Below are 19,298 nucleotides of genomic sequence, written 5' to 3' on the forward strand. Positions count from 1 at the left end.
ACTGAACTCATAACGAACAAGGGAGGAATCACATATGCTGAAGAAAAGATGGATGATTGGCTTATTAGCAGGGTGTTTAGCGGCCGGAGGATTCAGCTACAACGCGTTTGCGAAAGAAAATAATGAACATACACAGTCTGTTTCTGAAACTGGCGGATTTACTGAACAAGAAGCGGAGTCCATTGCCAAAACAGTTGTTGACGGAACAGTGGATGACATCGACAGAGACATCTATAACGGCAAAGAAGCTTATGAAGTTGAAATCGAAAAAGACGGTGAAGACTATGATGTTTATGTGGATATCAAGACCAAACAAGCGCTCAATGACCCGTTAAAAGAGAAAAAAGAGCAAGTTGTTTTGACAAAAGAAGAAGCAGAACAGATTGCTCTAAAGCAAGCAGCTGGAACCGTCACAGAAAGCAAGCTGGATGAAGACGACGGTGCTTATATCTACGAAATTGAGGTCCAAACGAAACAAGGGACTGAAGCAGAATTTGACATCTCTGCAAAGGACGGACGTATTATGAAACAGGAATTAGACGACTAACCCCGCACCCGCGGGGTTTTTTTCATGATAACGAGCCGCTTTTTGGACAATCTAATAAGAAAAGGAGGCGAAGCGCTTGGAAAAGAAAGAAGAACAATACATCAATCAGGCTGAGTATGTTCCACATCCGACGAAGGAAGGGGAATACGCCTTATTTCTTCATGAAACCTATCATTTGCTTTCAGAAGATGATGAGACGCAAACAACAGAATAAGGGCTAAGGCCCTTATTTTATTTCATCAGATGAGATGTAAACGCATAAATAACTTTTTTAAGTTGACATAGCTTGTTTTTTTCTGTAATCTCAGTGTGTCAATTCAATTACGAACTTCGTTAGGTGAGGCTCCTGTATGGAGATACGCTGCTGCCCAAAAATGTCCAAAGACGCCAATGGGTCAACAGAAATCATCGACATAAGGTGATTTTTAATGCAGCTGGATGATTGCTCCTATGCCATACAGTGCTAAAGCTCTACGATTGAAGGCGCCCGCACGCTTTTTTTGCCGTGCTTCTTTCACCTTCAATCCAGAAGGCTTTTTTTATGTCTAGAAAACGAAATGTTGAACAAAAAGGAGGTGCGGAGTATGGATTCTCCCCATTCGAGTCAATCTGAAGAAGTACCCATATACTATGACAGCAAGACAATTGATTACACGATGAGGAGACGATCTGCCGCACCTTCTGGCGAGGCCGGCACGTCTCCGTAGAGGAGGTACGAGTCCCGATGGTTCAAAACATGACCTATGACGAACTCATTTTACGCATCATTATCTTATTGCGAGACGGAAAAATCAGGGATTTCAGAAGTGTTATTGATGAGCTTCAGCCCTATGATATGGCGTTTATTTTTAAAGAAATGCCGGAAAAACACCGCGCCCGCTATTTATCTTATTTAACTGTTGATGATATTACTGATATGATCGGCGAACTGGAACGGGAATTTCAGCTAGCCGTCTTAAATAAAGTCGGAAAAACAAAAGCAACACTCGCTATGAACAAAATGGACAACGATGACCTCGCTCAATTGCTTGAAGAAATGGATGAAGAACTGAAGGAGCAGCTTTTATCCAGCATGGAAGCCTCAGAGTCAAAAGCTGTTCAGCTCCTTATGAATTACCCGGCTGATTCAGCGGGGCGCATGATGACCAACCGTTATGTGTGGATTCCTCAGCATTACACGGTAAAAGACGCGGTCGTCAAACTAAAAAGTTTCGCGGAAATCGCAGAGTCTATCAACTACTTATATGTCATAAATGACAGTAAGCAGCTTGTCGGCGTTCTGTCATATCGCGATTTGATTCTCGGAGAACCGGAAGAAAAGGTACAAGACTTGATGTTTACCCGTGTCATTGCAGCAGACGCGCTTCAAGATCAGGAAGAAGTGGCGCGGCTGATTGAACGTTACGATTTCTTAGCGATTCCGATTGTGGAAGAAAACAATGTGCTTGTCGGGATCGTGACGGTCGATGATATCATCGACGTCGTTATTCGGGAAGCCGATGAGGACTACGAAAAATTCGCCGCATCAGGTAAAGCCATTACCTTCGATACAAAAGCATATGTTGCAGCATACCGCCGCCTTCCATGGCTGATCCTGCTTTTGTTCATCGGGCTGATTTCAGGCAGCATCATGAGCTATTTTGAAGATACGCTGAAGCAGGTCGTGGCACTGGCATTCTTTATGCCGATGGTGTCAGGGATGACAGGGAATACAGGAACACAGTCTCTTGCGGTTGTCATCAGAGGTTTATCTAAAGAAGAAATGAATAAAACAACGATTGTAAAACTGATTTTTCGGGAGCTCAGAACGAGTATTTATATCGGTGCCGTCTGTTCTGTCTTAATTACGGTGATCGCCATCATTTGGCAGGGGAATGTGCTTTTAGGATTTGTTGTCGGCTCTTCACTGCTGCTGACCTTAATTATCGGCACGATGTCAGGAACAATCATCCCCATTATTCTGCATAGACTGAATGTAGACCCGGCCATTGCGTCAGGCCCGCTCATTACGACGTTAAATGATATTTTGTCATTATTAATTTACTTTGGTATTGCGACTACATTCATTCACTCATTATAAACGATAAAAGTCCGTCTCAGATTGTGAGGCGGACTTTTATCGTTTAACGGTTTTTGTACCTAAAGTGAGCATTAAGCTGCCCCTCCAGCATTTTTTTTCGGACTTGCGGATCGTTTTTTACCATTTGTTCTTTTTTGCGCATATCTTTTAAAATTTCAGCTGTCTGCACGCCGTCTTCGCGTTTGTTGGCGATATCCATCAGCCGCTCGACGTCGGCAAAAGAATATTTTCTCGTTCCCCTTGAAGAACGCTGCGGATAAATCAGCTTACGCTCCTCATAATACCTGATCTGTCTTACGGACAATCCTGTCAATTCACTGACAATCCCGATTGAAATCACTTTTTTGTCTTTATAAGAATGATCTTCTGTGGTCATTTTTCCACCCCTGGATGTCTTTTGATAATAGTATATAAAAAACATAGAGAAAAAACCTGACGCTTGTTATATTTTCTAACATGAAATAGCAGATTTTTGAAAAAATACGGCAGAAAAATTAACAAGAATGATGCGTAACCTATAAGCGCGTTTTATCCTTTATGTAACGATTAAATGAGGAGGAAGGATAATCATGGAGGAAGAAAAAGCGGTCTCACTGGCAAAGGAAATAATCGAGTTGGATATGAAACGGGATGAAATGCTTGAAACGTTTATGCAGCTTGCCGGAGAACATGCTTTTCAGCTTTTAAGATCAGTTCAAAACGGACTTTACCGAAAATCTTCGTAAACATAAATTCTTTACATTAGATTCACACCACATTCATTTAAAAAGAGTATCTTATTTAGAGGATACCTTAAAATGAAGGAGGACGCTATGAGTAATTTATTGAAAACAGCATTAGAAAAAGAACGAAGCCATTATTCAGAAAAACTCTTTCAAATCGGAGTTTATAATAAAGAAGTAATGAACAAAATGACACTTTCTGAACTGCGGAAGGAATACGCATATTTCTTTCGCAGCATCCCATATCACCAAAAAAATCCTTATACAAAATAACGAGTATAAGGATTTTTTTGTTTCCTGAAAAGGAATTTCTCGAATTATAGCGAATAAAAATAATAAGGGCATTAAACTCTTATTATATGTAAGGGTTTTCATTATTTTTTTATAAAAATTCTATATACGGGGTAGATATGATGAGATTATCGTTTAACGAAGAAGAAGTTGAGCGTGCGATGAATTTGTACAGAGTTTTTGCAAGGGCTTTCAAAAGTGTGTCTGAACACAGCATCCGTGACAGCAAAGAGCACGGCTTTAATCCCACAGAATTTGCCGTACTGGAACTTTTGTATACGAGAGGCCCGCAAAAATTACAGCAAATTGGGTCGCGGCTTCTGCTTGTAAGCGGAAACGTCACATATGTCATTGATAAGCTAGAAAGAAACGGGTTTTTAGTCAGGGAGCAGGACCCGAAAGATAAACGCTCCGTTTACGCGCATCTCACGGATAAAGGGAATGAGTATTTGGATAAAATTTATCCAATCCACGCGCTCCGTATAGCGAGAGCGTTTTCAGGCCTTTCGTCTGATGAGCAGGACCAGCTGATCCTCCTGCTGAAGAAAGCAGGTATTCACAGCCAGCATTTACTGTTTCGTTAGTCATTCCACACTCTCTTTTCAGGAGGGTGTTTTTTTATGTTCACATTCATCTAATATCCTTTTTAAAACCTCCCCAATCTCCCGGTCGCACATTTGGCCAAGATACTCCCTGACTTGCTTCTCTGCTGCTGCCCGTTCATTCGATTGAAAAAATGCGGAAATACGCTCTTCTGCCCGCTTCATATCCCAGTTTCTTATATCTGTAACAAGCTGCCGTTCTTTTAACAGGTTCACATTCATTTCCTCCTGTCCCGGCAGCGCATGATAGATAAATACCGGAAGCCTTTTCTTTAAGCATTCACTGATGGTTACGCCTCCTGGCTTTGTCATGACGCCTGAGGCCTTTGCGTACAGACGGTTCATTTCTGCTTTGCTGTGAAGGTATGGGATCGCTTCGATAAAAGGATGTTGTAAACTTTTGACATAGCGGTAGAGCTTTTCGTTTCTGCCGCATAATATTTTGTATAAGATGTTTCCGCCTGGCGACAGCTCCTGGACCAGCTTAAAAATACCTCCGACTCCCATACTGCCGCCTGTGATCATGACGGTATAAGGCGGACGATGCTGGCAGGTGTCTGCGGTTCCTGCTTCATAAGCCCGGTGAACGGGAATGCCGGTCAAAAATATTTTTTTCGGGCTGATTCCTTCGGACATGAGCTGCTTCTTGATATCCATGATCGGGACAAAGTGGTAGTCAATGTTCTTCCGCCCCCATACCTGATTCACAAAAAAATCCGTGTAGACATTTACAATGGTCATGTTTGGATATTCCGGTTTCAGCCGGTTTAGCAGGTAAGAAGGCAGGGCGTGTGTGCAGAAGGCGATATCAGGCTGTTTTTCTTTGAGAATCTGTCTCATGCTTTGCATAAACAGCCATTCATACATGGCATAGCGTTTGACATTTTTACACTCTCCGCAAGCGAGAAGCTTGTATATTCCGCTGTACGTTTTCGGGAAATATTGAATCCATTTTAAATAAGCTGAGGAGGACAGTTGTTCTAAGCGTTTATACGTATGTGAAAAGATATCAATTTTTTCTGAATGCAGCCCTTTAGATTCCAGATCAGCCGTCAGGGCATCAGCAACATGATGATGCCCGGTGGAAATGCTTAAAAAAGGAAAAATGAGAATGTTTGTCATGTCTGTCCTCCTTAAAAATATGGCAACTATATTTTGGGGAGAATCATCACAAAATATAAGGGTGTTTTTTTGATGATAAGGAAGGTGAAGAGATGAAAACCTGTTTCCTTTCCATTTGGAGAGTGATTGACCCGATTTATTTCTTTTTTTCGAGGCTGACCTTGATTGACGATGAGCGAAAATGCGTCTTTCGAGTCAGACTGACGAAATACAAAGGGCATCATGTTGTGCTGAGTGACGGAACGCATATAAGAAAAAACGATGTGCTCGTTAAAATCCATCTGCACAACATCAAGCTGGTCAGGGAGCTGCAAAGCATTGAAAGCGCGGTCAGAAAAGGGATCATCATTTATCAAAAAGTATATCAATCCATGCCGATGCTGCTGGATTATATCAACAATCATAAAAAAAGCGAAAAAATCAAAGGGATCATTGGCATTACAATGCTTGATAAAGGGGTAGAAAGGCTCGGCTTTGACGTGGTAACCCCGGTCAATCCTTTTTACAGATCCTTTAAAAAAATCACCCATATGCCGATTTTATATTTAACGTCAAAGCCAGTGAGCTTGCGAAATCTGCCGAATTCATCCTATTTGTTTATCTCGAAAGAAAAGCTTCAGCACACCTATCAAAAAAAAGACTGATGCCATGGTCAGCACAGTCTTTTTAAATTTGATGGAAAGTCACTTCGGGGCGGCTTCCTACACGGATATTAACGCCAGTTTGTCCTAAACCTTCACTGATATAAAAAGGTTTATCGTGGTGATAATGAAGGCCTTTAATCATATTCATGCGTACAAGCTTGCCCATTTTCACCAAATGATACGGCTTTGGCCAGTGGATTTGCCCTCCGTGAAAATGGCCTGATAACAGGTAGTCAAAATGAATATCCTGCATCTCTAAAATAATATTCGGATCATGTGTCAGTACAAGATGATAGCCATTCTGAAGACCTTTATAAGAGTTTGTGATTTTACTGCGATTCGTGCTGTAATCGTCAATTCCGATAATATTAACAGGCCCTGCATCAGTATTGATGTGAACATGTTCATTTTGCAGCGTAATGCAGCCGTTTTCCTCCAGCACTCGCTTTAATCTTTGAAAGTCCTTATCTTTTAATACATAATCATGATTGCCAAACACCGCGTACATGCCATACGCAGGCTTCAGTTGTTGCAGTGCCTGCAAGTAGCCGGCAAGCTTTGGAATATTTCGTTTCCGGTCAAGAAAATCTCCGGTAAGCGCAATGAGGTCTACAGGTTGATTATTTGTTAAACGATACAGCTCATCAGGCGAAACAGAAATGTTTTCTAAATGAAGATCCGATAAATGAAGGATATTCAGTTTTTTTCTTGCTGGAAGGCCGTCTTGCTGATCAATTGAAATCGTGTTGACCTTCACATCTTTTGTGTTGCGGTTTGCTTTATATATAAATGGCATAACAGCAAGTATGACCAATGAAAGTAAGATGAACACATGTATCCCCTCCCTTCTACCAGTATAGTAAGTGATCCAGCCTTATGGATAGCGGGAATTAATGGGTTGAAGACCAGTTTGAAAAATGCAGAAAGGATTGTCATTTGATGAATGTTTTAGAAGGGAAAAGGGATAATAAATTTTGACAGCTGAGGCAGATCATGCCCGATAGAAGTCAGAATAACAGATGGATGTGTTAGGGATGTTACGATTAAGACAACACAAAAAAGAAACATATTATCTTTTGATGGCTTTATTTCTCCTTTTGCTGTATGTATCTCCGCTTTTTATTTTGAAGGAAGACGCCCATATTCGCGTACACGATAATTTGGATTCTAATATCGCTTGGTACAAGGTGCTGGCCGACAGCGGAGAAATCATCGGCAAAGTTGATGCGGCCATTCCGCAAATCATTAACGGACTGCCCCGGGACGCGTTTGGCACTGAGTGGAGCGGAATTGTTTGGCTTCACGCGTTGTTTTCTTCTATGACCGCCTATGCGGTAAGCCAGACCATTACGAGAGTTGTCGCTTTCTTCGGAATGTATGTGCTGCTGAAGAAACATGTGATTCCGGAGCAGAAAGCGGCATTGATCCGAATTGGCGTATCGCTCGCATTTGCCTTAACGCCTTTTTGGCCTTCTGGAATGCTGAGCACGCTTGGATACCCTTTGGCGCTGTGGGCTTTTTTGAATATCCGAAAAGGGGATATCTCATGGAGAGAATGGCTGACGCTCGGTTTGCTGCCGTTGTATTCAAGCTTTGTATTAGGCTTCTTCTTTTTCTTGGCTGGGATGGCATGCTTCTGGCTGTATGATGTCATCACAAAAAGAAAATGGAATTTCATTTTCTTAGGCAGCATTGCTTTTATGACAAGTATTTATCTATTTGTCGAGTACCGGCTTGTCTATTCGATGTTGATTTCACATGCGCCGATGCACCGGATTGAATTTATTTCATCAAGGCATGATGTTTGGCACTCTCTGCGTTTGTCCGTCAAAAACTTTGTCTACGGACACAACCATGTCATGACAGTTCATACCGTTGTGATTCTTCCAATCTTATTACTCGTATTTTTTGCTGTGCTGTTCAAACGAAATCGGACAAGGGAAGAAAACGTTTATCTTTTTCTCTGCGTGCTGAATTATGCGCTGTCACTGTGGTATGCGTTTTGGTTCAACAAAATATGGACTGTTCCAAAGCAGAAATTTGCATTTTTAGCCGAATTTAATTTTGCCCGTTTTCATTTTTTGCGCCCGCTGGTGATCTACATGAGTTTTGCGCTCGCTTTGTACCTCATCTGGCGGATGGGGAAAAAGTGGCGATGGCTTGTGTATGCGGCAGTTACTGCGCAGCTGATGGTCCTTGCGCCTTTTAATGAGGAGTATACGTATGGCGTTCACTACAACGCGCCGACGTTTCGTGAATTTTACGCATCTGACCAATTTAAAGAGATTAAGGAGTATATCGGGCGCCCGCAAGATTCGTACAGGGTGGCGAGTATCGGTCTGCATCCGTCTATTGCCCAATACAACGGTTTTTACACCTTAGATACATATAACAACCTGTACCCGCTCTCATATAAATATGAATTTAGAAAAATCATTGAAAAAGAGCTGGAAAAAAACGCCCAATTGAAACGGTACTTTGATGAATGGGGGAGCCGCTGCTATCTGTTCGTCGATGAGCTTGGCAAACGATATGACTTTAAAAAGAATTCGAAAAAAACAATCAATCATCTTGAATTAAATACAGATGTGTTTAAACAAATGGGCGGACAATATATTTTTTCTTCGGTTCCCATTATGAACGCTGACCAAAACCACCTGGCGCTCGTGAAAACATTTGACCATAAAGATTCCGCCTGGCGCATTTATTTATACGAAACAAAATAAGGAGGATATCGATTGAAACAGCCACAGCCAGTGTTAACCATCGTCGTTCCGTGTTTCAATGAAGAGGAAGTATTTAAAGAGACAAGCCGTCAGCTGACGGAGGTTGTAAACAGCTTAATGGAAGAAAAAATGATATCAGAAGACAGTAAAATTTTATTTGTTGATGACGGCAGCAAAGACCGCACCTGGTCTTTGATTGCCATGGAAAGTGTGAAAAACAAGAAGGTAACCGGTTTAAAATTAGCCTGCAATGTCGGTCATCAAAAAGCGCTTTTAGCAGGTCTGCATAAAGCAAAGCAAAAATCAGACTGCGTGATTTCGATTGATGCCGACCTGCAGGATGATATCTCTGTTATCAGAGAATTTATGCTGAAATATCACGATGGTTTTGAAATCGTGTACGGCGTGCGCCGCAGCCGGAAAACCGATACCTTTTTTAAGCGCACGACCGCTATAGGGTTTTACCGGCTCATGAATAAGCTTGGGATTAAGTTAATTTACAATCATGCCGATTTTCGCTTAATGAATAAAAGGGCGCTTGAAGAACTCGCGCGCTATCCGGAAGCCAATTTGTTTTTAAGGGGCATCGTTCCTATGATCGGCTTCAGGTCAGCCGAAGTCTTGTATGACCGCAAAGAACGTTTTGCCGGAAAAACGAAATATCCGCTGAAAAAAATGCTTTCATTCGCATTTAACGGAATTACATCCTTCAGTGTGGCCCCGATTCGCTTTTTTACGCTTTTGGGTTTTCTATTATTTTTGGTAAGCGCCATGGCGGGGATTGGAGCAGTCATTCAAAAAATGCTCGGCCACACAAATGCGGGCTGGGCATCTCTCATCATCTCCATTTGGTTTCTGGGCGGATTGCAGCTCATGGGTATCGGGATTATCGGCGAATATATCGGAACGATTTTCTCTGAAGTGAAAAGACGGCCGAAGTATGCGGTTGATATCGATTTGTATAATGAACCCTTGAGCCCGCTGCAGCGCCAGGAAAGTGAGCGTTTGGAGAAAAAATACAGTTGAAACAACAAAAAGAGCTGACCGGATAAGTCAGCTCTTTTTCTTCAGCTGATTCAAAATAGCGGCAAGAGGTTCATCCTGCGGATTGCGGTAAAATTCATAAAACGGGCATCCGTGTTTCTTGACCCGGTCAACGACGGTATCGATTGTATACATCGCCGGTGTCAAAGATGGCTGCACCTCGTGCCAATACAGCGGCGCCGCTACGGTGCCAAGCTCGTTTCCCCTGGTGGAATAGGGGCAGATAATCGTTTTTCCTTCAGCATGCTGCAAATAATCGAGATACAATTTTCCATGCCTGTTTTTGATCAGGCGTTCGGTAGTAAATAGATCCGGAAATGCATTGGTACAATATTCGGCAATCAGCTGTGTAAATTGGCGTGTGTCCTCGTACGTAAATGCTTCTGGTGACAAGGGAATGTAAAGCTGAATCCCCTTGTTGCCGGAAAGCTTCGGATACGATGTGATGCCGAAGGATTCAAAGAGCCGTTTGAGTTCATTTGCTGCCTGAACAGCCATCAGAAAGTCATCTCGGGACGGGGGATCTAAATCAATGACAATCTCTGCCGGCCTTCTGCTTGTAATCGTTTGAAAAGGAACATGAAACTCTAAAGCGAGCTGATTGGCAAGCCACAATAAGGTGGACAGGTCCTTACAGACAACATGTTCATGGCTACCGTCAAAAAAGGATTGGACAAAGTCCGGTGTATAATCCGGCTTATTTTTTTGGAAAAAGGATTCGCCCCTTGATCCGTGCGGATAGCGAATAACCGTGACAGCACGGTCTTTGAGAAACGGGAACAGGTAGTCGCTGATTTCAATCATATACTGGATGAAATCTTCTTTTGTTTTTTTATGCTTTTCAAATATGATTTTATCCAGGCTTGTAAACTGCAGTTTTGGATGAACCGGCTTTGAGCGGCGCACAAGCTGTGCAAAGGTGCAGTCGGTCCAGTCCATTTGAAATTGAAATTCGACAAACGAAACCTCTCTTAGCGTGCCTTGTAAAATCGTTAAGTACTGGACAGTAGCGCAGATCGATGGTTCGAGCGTATATTCACCTGATGCTGTTTTATGTCCGTGCTGTTCCATAATCGCGCGTATTGCATTTTTTTCTTCCTCGCTCATCCCATGTGATACAGAGGCGACAGGCGTCATTACACCGTTTTTTAACACAGAAACCGTCAGAAATCCATTGTGAGGATTAAATCCTGTGATACAAACATCGGCATGTTTAAAGTTTTTATATTTCAGCCAATCAGATGACCGTTTTTTTTCGAGCCATTTGCTGTTGATTTTTTTCGCTACAATTCCCTCTCCGTCATACTTTATTACCTTCTCCCAAATCGGATTGAAGTGCTGGTAGGAGGGGATATACTGAATGGTTTCCTTTGCATAAGGATTTGGCTCAGCAGGGAGCTTTGCAGCAGACATCAGCTCATGCAGCGATGTTTTTCGGTCAATATAGGAATAAGTCGATACATCTTCTCCGCTTCGTTCCAAAAGGTCAAATACGAGAAAGCAGCAAGGCCGAGAGTTTGCGGATTCCTGTATCTTGTCCGGCCGTTTCAAACGTCCCCGCACTTGAATATGTTCAAAATCTGAACGGAATGGATTCGCCAAAAACACGATTTCTCCGTCAAGTGTTAACGGAAGTTCCTTTTCTATATGCTGAAAAGCAGTTTCGGCAAAGTTAGCAATTTCAGGGAAGGTGCTGTTAAGCTCTAAGCCATTTCTGCTCGTTAATGTCACGCCTGACGTATTAATGCGGAGAATACAGCGAAACCCGTCATATTTTACTTCGTAACGCCATTCCGCTCCTTTTGGAGGTGACGCAGTAAGGACGGGCTGCATGGTAAACGCCATTGGTTATGATGTGCCGGAGACTTTTTTTCTAGTGGTTTTCTGCTTTTTTTCTCCGGCTCCTTTCGGTTCTCCGTCTTCGGCAGGTGCTGCCGCTGGTTTTTCTCGGTTCGGCCTTTTGGTTCGATCGATGCTGGCTTGAAGTGCGCTGACCAGGTCGATCACATCCTCACGAGGAGGCGCTTTGTCAGGAGTGACGGCTGTTTCTTTATTTTCCAGCTTATCATTGACTCTTTGCAGCAAGGCTTTTCGATACGTGTCCTCATATTGTTCCGGCTGAAATTCAGTTGTCAGCTCATCTATCAGTGTAATGGCGGTTTGCAATTCTTTATCATTTACATTTGATTGATCAGGCACTCCGGGTACGTGGGCAGCACTACGGACCTCATCGGGATAATGGATGGATTCCATTACGATGCAATTTTCATATACGCGGAGAATGGCAAGCTGCTGTTTCGACCTGATCGTCATATTGGCGATCCCGATCTTTCCGGTGGATCGAAGCGCCTCGCGAAGAAGAGTATAGGCTTTCGTACCGTTATCTCCGGGTCCGACAAAGTAGGAGCGGTTAAAATATATCGGGTCAATTTCCTGCAGCTGAACAAAATCGACAATTTCAACCGCTTTCTCTTCATGCTCCTGCTTTAAGCTTTTTAAATCTTCATCAGTCAGCACGACATATTTTCCTTTTACGTATTCATATCCCTTCACAATTTCGTCAGGGCTGAGCGTTTTTTCGCAGTTGGTGCACATTTTTTCATATTTTATTGGCGCATGATCTTCTTTATGAAGGCTTCTCAGTTTGATGTCTTTGTCTTCTGTGGCGGCATAAAGCTTGATGGGGATATTCACCAAACCGAAGCTGATGGATCCCTTCCACATTGTATGCATATCGATGAACCCCTTTTTTTCATTATTGTGGAGATGAGAGGGGTGATTCATGTGTAGTAACTTATGGGTATAAAAAACAGCCGGCGCTGTTAACGCGGCGGCTGGTTCAATATCAAGTGTTCAAGCTGTTCGGGCGGTATCGGCCTGCTGAAAAAGAAGCCCTGTAAATGGTCACAGCCTTTTTCGTCAAGCAGCTGTTTTTGGCCGGAGTTTTCCACGCCTTCGGCAATGACTTGTAAAGACAGCTGATGGCCCATGGCAATAATGGCGCCGGTAATTTGTTCTGATTTCGGGTGTGTCTGAATATCATCGATGAATGATTTATCGATTTTCAGCCTGTGGATCGGAAAGTCCTTTAAATAGCTTAGAGAACTATGCCCCGTGCCAAAATCGTCAATGCTGATCCTGATGCCTAATTTGGTTAAAGAAGATAGAACCTTTTTGGAGTGGTCAAGATTATCCATAGTCATGCTTTCTGTTACTTCAACTTCAAGAAGGCGAGGGGGAAGCATGTATTTAGAAAGTGTATTCTTGATGAGCGGAATCAGTTCCTCCGATTGAAACTGTCTGGCGGAAATATTAATGGCGACAGAAAGATCAAATCCTTTGTCGTGCCAGACTTTTGCCTGCCTGCACGCCTCATCAATAATCCACTTTCCAATATCAATAATAAGGCCGGTTTCTTCGGCAACACCGATGAATTCTCCAGGCGGACGCAGGTTGCCGTCGGGAGTGACAAGGCGTATGAGCGCTTCAGCACCTGTCATTTTTTGATCTCTTGTACTGAATTGCGGCTGATAATGCAAGACAAATCTCTTGTTATTAATCGCTTCCCTCAGCTCCATTTCTTGATTAAGCTTGACGGTTTCTTTATTGCCGATTGAGAAAGAGTAGTATCTGTATTTGCTTTTGTTTCGCTCTTTGGCCGCATACATTGCCATATCTGCTTTTTTCATCAATTCAGGGCCGTCTGTTCCGTCTTTAGGAGAAATCGCAATTCCGATGCTGACGGATGTAATAAGGGTGTGTTCCTGAATTTTAAATGGCTTTTTGAATTGCTGAATGATTTTTTTAGCCAAAACATCGGCTTCTCCCGTTCCGGTATTGGAGTCAGTCAAAATAATAATGAATTCGTCACCCCCAAGCCGTGCGATAAATCCATTATCAGGTATAACGGATGAAAGCCGTTTAGCCGCGAGCTGGAGCAGCTGATCGCCGACATTATGGCCTAATGCGTCATTTATCACTTTAAACCGGTTCAAATCTAAGAAAAATACCACGGTGTTATAATCCAAGGCATGCTCGCGATTCAAGACCTTTGTTAGGTGGGAGATCGCATGTCTTCTGTTGGGTAAATCTGTAAGTGAGTCATAATGAGCCATTCTATGGATTTTTTTTCGGCTCTGTACTGTTTTGTCACATCTTTACAGATGACATATATGCTGTCCAGTTCTTGGTTCACCTCAACAGGAATAAACGTAATATTCAAATGAAACTGGCCTTTGTCCGTCATGAGATTGGTATCGCTGTTAATGGCTTGTTTTTCGCCTTTGACCTGCTTAAAAAGCGCATTGATTCTTGGCGACATATAATGATTCCAATTTTGATGGTTTAGGCCGAAATTATTCATCATATCCTCACCAGCATGATTAGAAGAAATAATATCTCCTTTTAATGACAGGATAAAGATCGCATCAATATTATGAATGATTAAAGATTGAAACCGCTGTTCGTTATCCTTCATGCGTTCATTTTGTTTCATGAATTTTCGATCAGTATGAGAACTGAATAATAATAACGTTTGAATACAGAAGACGATTAAGGCAATCAGAATAGACCAATCGAATGTATGGACTTCCATATGATGATTGGGAGGTGCAACATCCTCATAAAATGTAGCGGCCATCATTCCTGTATAATGCATTCCCGATATGCCAATTCCCATTATTAAGGCACTGATTATTTTATAAATCAGCAAATGGTCTGCAGGTTTTTTCATGGACAAGTCAAAGAAAATCTTTAGTGAGACGAAAGATGCTCCAATGGCAATGACAATGGATAATGTAAAAAGCAGCGGTTCATACATCATCATTACCCGGGAAATGGAAGACATTCCGATATAATGCATAGATGAAATCGATGCACCCAGCACCACCGATCCTGTAAGCAGTCTGTAAAAGGTTAGGATATAACGGCTGACGATATATAAAGAAACAAATGATCCAGAAACAGCAGCTGCAATCGAGGCAACTAAAGGCGCCAGTTCATAATGCATCGGCATCTCCGTATGAACAGCCATCATGCCGATAAAATGCATGGACCAAATCCCAAAGCCCATAATGATAGAGCCTGCAATCAGCCACACCTTGCTTTTTAATCCTGTATGAATGGTGACTTTTCGTGAAAGTTCAAGGGAAGTGAACGATGCTGCGCAAGCAATCAGAATAGATAAACATATGAGTGTTGTATTATACGTTGCGTGTAATTCCATATGGAGATTCCCCCGTGTGTTCCTGTCTTGTTGACTCTCCTTAATATCGGCTGCCAGCTAAAGAATTTCAGTCTATATGCCTGGAGGAATTGTCAGAAAAACGCTTGAAATGAAGATTCTCTGTTTTTAGTTCTGCTGACCGTCAAAAATATGTTAAAATCATTTTGATGTTTTGAGTGAAAAACAAAAATGTGTATACATAGATCAGGGAAAAGGGAAGTGAAGATGATCGAAGAATTGGTTATGTCCTGGATAGAAGCATTTAAAAGCTTATCTTATTTCGGAATTTTTCTGGCGCTCTGTATTGAATTTATTCCGGCCGAAATTGTCCTTCCGCTTGCTGGGTATTGGGTATCGAAAGGTGACATGACGCTTGCCGGCGCTGTTCTGGCAGGATCATTAGGGGGAGTCGCCGGTCCGCTCACCCTGTATTGGATCGGGCGCTATGGAGGCAGGCCGTTTCTTGAACGTTTCGGAAAGTACCTCTTTATAAAGCCTGAGGCTCTTGACAAATCGGATGAATTTTTTAAAAAACATGGCGGTTTTGTCGCTTTCAGCGGCCGCTTCCTGCCGGGGATCCGCACACTGATTTCTATACCATGCGGCATCGCAAAAATGAATGTCTGGTTGTTTTCTCTTTACACGTTTATCGCCATGCTTCCGATCACATTTGTTTATGTATATCTCGGTGTGAAGCTCGGAGAGAATTGGAAAGACGTTGGCTCTATTCTAGACCAATATATGCTTCCGATCGGGATCGCCATTTTGATCTTGTTTGTTCTTTATTTACTGATAAAGAAGAGGAAAAAACGAATTCAGTCTGAACATTTTTCAGTTTTTTTAAAAAATAAGCGTTGACAAATAAGCTCTCTCCGCATATCATTGACATATAATATGATATTTCTTGAAATCCCAAAGGGGAGTAGCGTCCGGAATGTTCCGGAAACAAAGTCGTCATTTCATGGATAGTGATATCCATCGGCTTTGTTGGCATGCCTGAATTCATGTCTAGCAAGACCTTTGCCTTATGTCGGCAAAGGTCTTTTTTGCATGTCCGGCCGGCATAAGATCGGATGAAGAGAAAGAAAACAACTTTTTTGGGAGGGTATCATTTATGGATGCAGCATTATTATTGGAGTATGGTTGGGTTCTTCTCGTCTTGATCGGGCTGGAAGGTATTTTAGCCGCCGATAACGCTTTAGTGATGGCGGTTATGGTAAAACATCTGCCGGAGGAGCAAAGAAAGAAGGCATTGTTTTACGGGCTGGCAGGCGCCTTTGTTCTGCGATTTGGCTCTTTATTCGCTATTTCTTTTTTGGTGAACGTATGGCAGGTTCAAGCCATTGGCGCGATCTACTTGCTGTATATTGCAGCAAGCCACTTGCTCAAAAGATATGTATTTAAGAAAGAAGACAATCATAAGGTGACGAAGCAAAGCGGATTTTGGCCGACTGTATTAAAGGTTGAGCTGGCAGATATCGCTTTTGCTGTTGACTCCATCTTAGCGGCCGTCGCTCTGGCGGTTACGCTGCCGGGAACTTCACTTCCAAAGATCGGCGGACTTGATGGAGGACAATTCTTCGTTATTTTGGCCGGAGGCATTATCGGACTGGTGATTATGCGGTTTGCAGCATCGATGTTTGTTAAGCTTTTAAAGGAACGTCCAAGCCTAGAAACCGCAGCTTTTGTTATTGTCGGATGGGTCGGGGTAAAGCTTGCTTTATATACACTCGCACATGATGACATCGCCATAGTGTCCTCGCACTTTATCCACTCAGGGACATGGAAGCTGATTTTCTGGGGTGTCTTAGCGGCGATCGCAGTTTGCGGCTGGTTTATGTCAGGCTCAAAAAAACAGGCGGAAGACGCACAAAACGAACAAAATGACAGAAGCCAAGAAAGGGCTTAATCATAAAGACTCTGCTGAAAAGCAGAGTCTTTTCATGTTTGAAGCGTTTTCACAGACGAAATAAAATAACATTTTTATAACAGCTTTGTTACAAAAACCTCTTTTAAAACCCCCAAAATTCTCTTTAAAGGCACGAAAACCTGTATAGTACGTGAGAATGGATTGTCATAATTGAGACATTGGAAATCAATATTTCTTTTTCTCCTTTGCGATTCCCTATCAAATTAGCTATCATTAATGAGTAGTTATAGGGAGGAACTGAGGTGAAACCAGTGCTTAGCCTTTTGTTTAAATTGGGAAAAAAGAAGCAAACGCTTGAAAAATCTGTTGAAAGCATACAAAAAGGCAATAAAGATCTGCAAAACGAGTTGATACAGCAATATAAGCCATTTATCGCAAAGACGGTTTCATCCGTTTGTAAACGATATATAGATGAAAAAGACGATGAGTTCAGCATCGGACTGATTGCATTTAACGAAGCTATTGAAAAGTACTCACCTGAAAAAGGAAATTCGCTGCTCGCATTCGCAGAGCTTATTATAAAAAGAAAAGTCATTGATTACATTAGAAAAGAAGCAAGAACCGCTCAAAATATTAATATGGACTTACAGGAGGGTGACGATCAGGAATCCTCACAAAGCCTGATTGAAGCCGAGCTTTCTATTGATGAATACCGCCGCCAGATAGAACAGGAACAGAGGCGGGAGGAAATTCTGTATTTTCAAAAGCAGCTCAGAGACTACGGTCTTTCATTTCAAGAGCTGCTTGAACATTCTCCAAAGCATGCGGACGCAAGGCAAAACGCCATAAAGGTGGCGCTCACCCTTGTCGAGCATGAAGAATTAGCTGCGATTCTTTATACGAAGAAACAGCTTCCTGTTAAACAGCTCGAACAGCTCGTTTCAGTAAGCAGAAAAACGATTGAGCGAAACAGAAAATATATCATTGCAATGTGCATTATCATTACCGGTGATTATATTTATTTAAAAGATTATCTTAAAGGGGTGCTGCACTCATGAGAAGAGGGATCATAGTAGAGAAAAATAAAAAATTCGTCACGTTGCTGACCCCTGACGGACAATTTTTAAAAGCAAAAAATGATCGCCAAACATATGAAATCGGAGAAGAAATCATGCTTCCGAGTGAGACACGCATGGGCAGAAGGGCCAGCTTTTTTGATGTTTTAAGACTGCGCCCTTTCAAAATGGGGATTTTTTCGATGACTGCTATTATGCTTTTTATTTTTATTATTCTCCCCGTTTTCTCTAATGACAAGGCCTATGCGTATATGACAATAGATATCAATCCAAGCTTCGAAATGGCGTTAAACAGCGATTACGAAGTGATCGAACTGACGCCCTTAAATGATGACGGCAAGAAGGTTATCAGTGACATCGATGATTGGGAGGAGACTGATTTTAAAAAGGTGATAGACGATATTATTACGGATTGCAGCGAGCATGGATATGTAAAGGAATCGAAAGAAATATTGATTTCCACTGTTTATGAAAATACGGATGACGATACATATAAATCAGGAGTAAAAAAGCAGCTGAATGATGTAACGGAAAAATATAAAACGACATACCGCATGGAATCTCTCGAAACAGATATGAAAACGAGAGAAAAAGCAAAAAAGGAAGGCGTATCAACAGGCAGCTACATAAAATCGAATGAAAAGAATAACATGAAAGATCCAAATGAAGATTCTCAAAAATCCGGGGAAGAGGATCAAAAAAATACCGGCAGCGAGGAAGAAAACACGGATCAGACAGACGATCAGGACAGCAAACAAGGAGAAAATGAACAGCTGGATGATACGGATTCACAGAAAGAAGATACAACTGACACGCAGAATGATGATAGTGAACAGAATAAAGATGTAAAGGAATCAGATGAAAACACGAAAGTTGAAAAAGATGGGGATACTGAGCAAACCCCTACACAAGTTCCTCAAGATAACGGAAATGAAGAAGAAGACAATGGTGAACAGAATAGCAAAAATCGCAAAAATTGGAATAACGGTGAAAAAGGAAAGGATCATTCCTCATCTAATCGGGATAATGCTTCTTACCACCGTAACCCAAATGGCTACAGCAGCAATAATGAATCAGCTCAAACAGAAGATTCGCCGAGTGCCCCCGGCGAATAGAGTCCTGAGTTTATTTATTTGTGCCATTTAGCTGTGATTGTGCCTGCTGAACCAGACGCTTTGTCATTTCCCCGCCTACAGAGCCGTTAGCGCGTGAAACTGTATCAGAACCAAGGTTCACACCGAATTCTTGAGCCACTTCAAGTTTAAATTGGTCTAGTGCCTGCTCCACCCCTGGAACAACGAGTTTATTTCTGCTCGCCATCTTTTTTCATCTCCTTTTTCTATTAAGAAA

20 protein-coding genes, 1 pseudogene and 1 riboswitch are annotated in these 19,298 nt (G+C 42.1%); of the genes and pseudogenes, 14 read left to right on the plus strand and 7 right to left on the minus strand.

All coding sequences use genetic code 11. From position 1 onward, the window contains the following. Positions 1 to 34: 34 nt before the first annotated feature. The 4 genes from UJ203_RS09675 to mgtE all read left to right on the plus strand — a co-directional run bounded on the left by UJ203_RS09675 (position 35) and on the right by mgtE (position 2,627). Positions 35 to 547, plus strand: coding sequence for a PepSY domain-containing protein (locus UJ203_RS09675; RefSeq protein WP_322010290.1), 513 nt, complete (start codon positions 35 to 37; stop codon positions 545 to 547). 76 nt (positions 548 to 623) lie between these two features. Then, positions 624 to 761: a transcriptional regulator SplA domain-containing protein gene (locus tag UJ203_RS09680; RefSeq protein ID WP_003218541.1), complete on the plus strand. Its 138-nt coding sequence runs from the start codon at positions 624 to 626 to the stop codon at positions 759 to 761. A 108-nt stretch (positions 762 to 869) separates the two neighbouring features. Further along, positions 870 to 1,036, plus strand: a riboswitch (M-box (ykoK) riboswitch). A gap of 95 nt (positions 1,037 to 1,131) precedes the next feature. Beyond that, positions 1,132 to 1,254: a hypothetical protein gene (locus UJ203_RS09685; RefSeq protein WP_010330178.1), complete on the plus strand. Its 123-nt coding sequence runs from the start codon at positions 1,132 to 1,134 to the stop codon at positions 1,252 to 1,254. A 17-nt stretch (positions 1,255 to 1,271) separates the two neighbouring features. Then, positions 1,272 to 2,627, plus strand: a complete 1,356-nt coding sequence (gene mgtE, locus UJ203_RS09690) for a magnesium transporter (RefSeq protein WP_322010294.1) — start codon at positions 1,272 to 1,274, stop codon at positions 2,625 to 2,627. 43 nt (positions 2,628 to 2,670) lie between these two features. On the opposite strand, the gene tnrA is transcribed toward mgtE, so the two are convergent. Further along, a complete protein-coding gene (tnrA, locus tag UJ203_RS09695) occupies positions 2,671 to 3,003 on the minus strand; it encodes a MerR family transcriptional regulator TnrA (protein WP_003239028.1) in 333 nt (110 codons plus the stop codon). Between the two features lie 193 nt (positions 3,004 to 3,196). Between tnrA and UJ203_RS09700 the strand changes: the two genes are divergently transcribed. The 3 genes from UJ203_RS09700 to UJ203_RS09710 all read left to right on the plus strand — a co-directional run bounded on the left by UJ203_RS09700 (position 3,197) and on the right by UJ203_RS09710 (position 4,224). After that, the gene (locus tag UJ203_RS09700; RefSeq protein ID WP_010333974.1) at positions 3,197 to 3,352 is read left to right on the plus strand and encodes a hypothetical protein; all 156 of its coding nucleotides are present in this window, start codon (positions 3,197 to 3,199) and stop codon (positions 3,350 to 3,352) included. Between the two features lie 87 nt (positions 3,353 to 3,439). Further along, positions 3,440 to 3,622 (plus strand): hypothetical protein, encoded by a 183-nt coding sequence (locus UJ203_RS09705; protein ID WP_024121137.1) that lies wholly within the window; start codon positions 3,440 to 3,442, stop codon positions 3,620 to 3,622. 137 nt (positions 3,623 to 3,759) lie between these two features. Further along, on the plus strand, positions 3,760 to 4,224 hold the full coding sequence (locus UJ203_RS09710) for a MarR family winged helix-turn-helix transcriptional regulator (RefSeq protein ID WP_081638289.1): 465 nt from the start codon (positions 3,760 to 3,762) through the stop codon (positions 4,222 to 4,224). 18 nt (positions 4,225 to 4,242) lie between these two features. Here UJ203_RS09710 and UJ203_RS09715 read toward each other — a convergent pair whose 3' ends face one another. Further along, entirely contained in the window at positions 4,243 to 5,364 is a 1,122-nt protein-coding gene (locus UJ203_RS09715; protein WP_322010300.1) for an MGDG synthase family glycosyltransferase, read from the minus strand. A 92-nt stretch (positions 5,365 to 5,456) separates the two neighbouring features. Here UJ203_RS09715 and UJ203_RS09720 point away from each other — a divergent pair, with 92 nt between their 5' ends. Beyond that, entirely contained in the window at positions 5,457 to 6,008 is a 552-nt protein-coding gene (locus UJ203_RS09720; protein ID WP_268508692.1) for a YkoP family protein, read from the plus strand. A 22-nt stretch (positions 6,009 to 6,030) separates the two neighbouring features. On the opposite strand, the gene UJ203_RS09725 is transcribed toward UJ203_RS09720, so the two are convergent. Further along, the gene (locus tag UJ203_RS09725) at positions 6,031 to 6,804 is read right to left on the minus strand and encodes a metallophosphoesterase (RefSeq protein ID WP_265103694.1); all 774 of its coding nucleotides are present in this window, start codon (positions 6,802 to 6,804) and stop codon (positions 6,031 to 6,033) included. Positions 6,805 to 7,042: 238 nt separating this feature from the next. Between UJ203_RS09725 and UJ203_RS09730 the strand changes: the two genes are divergently transcribed. Together UJ203_RS09730 and UJ203_RS09735 are read left to right on the plus strand one after the other, a co-directional pair. Further along, the gene (locus UJ203_RS09730) at positions 7,043 to 8,734 is read left to right on the plus strand and encodes a DUF6044 family protein (protein ID WP_322010305.1); all 1,692 of its coding nucleotides are present in this window, start codon (positions 7,043 to 7,045) and stop codon (positions 8,732 to 8,734) included. 12 nt (positions 8,735 to 8,746) lie between these two features. After that, positions 8,747 to 9,760 carry a glycosyltransferase family 2 protein gene (locus UJ203_RS09735; RefSeq protein WP_106294338.1) on the plus strand — a complete coding sequence of 338 codons (1,014 nt, stop codon included), beginning with the start codon at positions 8,747 to 8,749 and terminating at the stop codon, positions 9,758 to 9,760. A 27-nt stretch (positions 9,761 to 9,787) separates the two neighbouring features. Here the strand turns inward: UJ203_RS09735 and UJ203_RS09740 are convergent, their stop codons facing one another. The 3 genes and pseudogenes from UJ203_RS09740 to UJ203_RS09750 form a co-directional block, all read right to left on the minus strand. Then, the gene (locus UJ203_RS09740; protein WP_322010310.1) at positions 9,788 to 11,623 is read right to left on the minus strand and encodes a DNA ligase D; all 1,836 of its coding nucleotides are present in this window, start codon (positions 11,621 to 11,623) and stop codon (positions 9,788 to 9,790) included. Between the two features lie 3 nt (positions 11,624 to 11,626). Next, positions 11,627 to 12,562: a Ku protein gene (locus UJ203_RS09745; RefSeq protein WP_181185736.1), complete on the minus strand. Its 936-nt coding sequence runs from the start codon at positions 12,560 to 12,562 to the stop codon at positions 11,627 to 11,629. A gap of 38 nt (positions 12,563 to 12,600) precedes the next feature. Then, a pseudogene (locus UJ203_RS09750) lies at positions 12,601 to 15,002 on the minus strand (EAL domain-containing protein). Between the two features lie 189 nt (positions 15,003 to 15,191). Here UJ203_RS09750 and UJ203_RS09755 point away from each other — a divergent pair. The 4 genes from UJ203_RS09755 (at position 15,192) to UJ203_RS09770 (ending at position 19,063) form a co-directional block, all read left to right on the plus strand. Further along, on the plus strand, positions 15,192 to 15,860 hold the full coding sequence (locus tag UJ203_RS09755) for a DedA family protein (protein WP_322010314.1): 669 nt from the start codon (positions 15,192 to 15,194) through the stop codon (positions 15,858 to 15,860). A 256-nt stretch (positions 15,861 to 16,116) separates the two neighbouring features. Continuing rightward, positions 16,117 to 16,911, plus strand: a complete 795-nt coding sequence (locus UJ203_RS09760; RefSeq protein ID WP_044156151.1) for a TerC family protein — start codon at positions 16,117 to 16,119, stop codon at positions 16,909 to 16,911. A 263-nt stretch (positions 16,912 to 17,174) separates the two neighbouring features. Beyond that, positions 17,175 to 17,930: an RNA polymerase sigma factor SigI gene (gene sigI, locus UJ203_RS09765; RefSeq protein WP_024121148.1), complete on the plus strand. Its 756-nt coding sequence runs from the start codon at positions 17,175 to 17,177 to the stop codon at positions 17,928 to 17,930. Further along, the gene (locus tag UJ203_RS09770; protein WP_322010316.1) at positions 17,927 to 19,063 is read left to right on the plus strand and encodes an anti-sigma factor domain-containing protein; all 1,137 of its coding nucleotides are present in this window, start codon (positions 17,927 to 17,929) and stop codon (positions 19,061 to 19,063) included. Before sigI ends, UJ203_RS09770 begins: the two co-directional genes overlap by 4 nt. Positions 19,064 to 19,073: 10 nt before the next feature. On the opposite strand, the gene sspD is transcribed toward UJ203_RS09770, so the two are convergent. Then, positions 19,074 to 19,268: an acid-soluble spore protein SspD gene (sspD, locus tag UJ203_RS09775; protein ID WP_010333988.1), complete on the minus strand. Its 195-nt coding sequence runs from the start codon at positions 19,266 to 19,268 to the stop codon at positions 19,074 to 19,076. Between the last annotated feature and the right edge of the window lie 30 nt (positions 19,269 to 19,298).

Source organism: Bacillus sp. V26 (assembly GCF_034296245.1).
In the GTDB taxonomy this organism is placed as follows: Bacteria; Bacillota; Bacilli; order Bacillales; family Bacillaceae; genus Bacillus; species Bacillus halotolerans.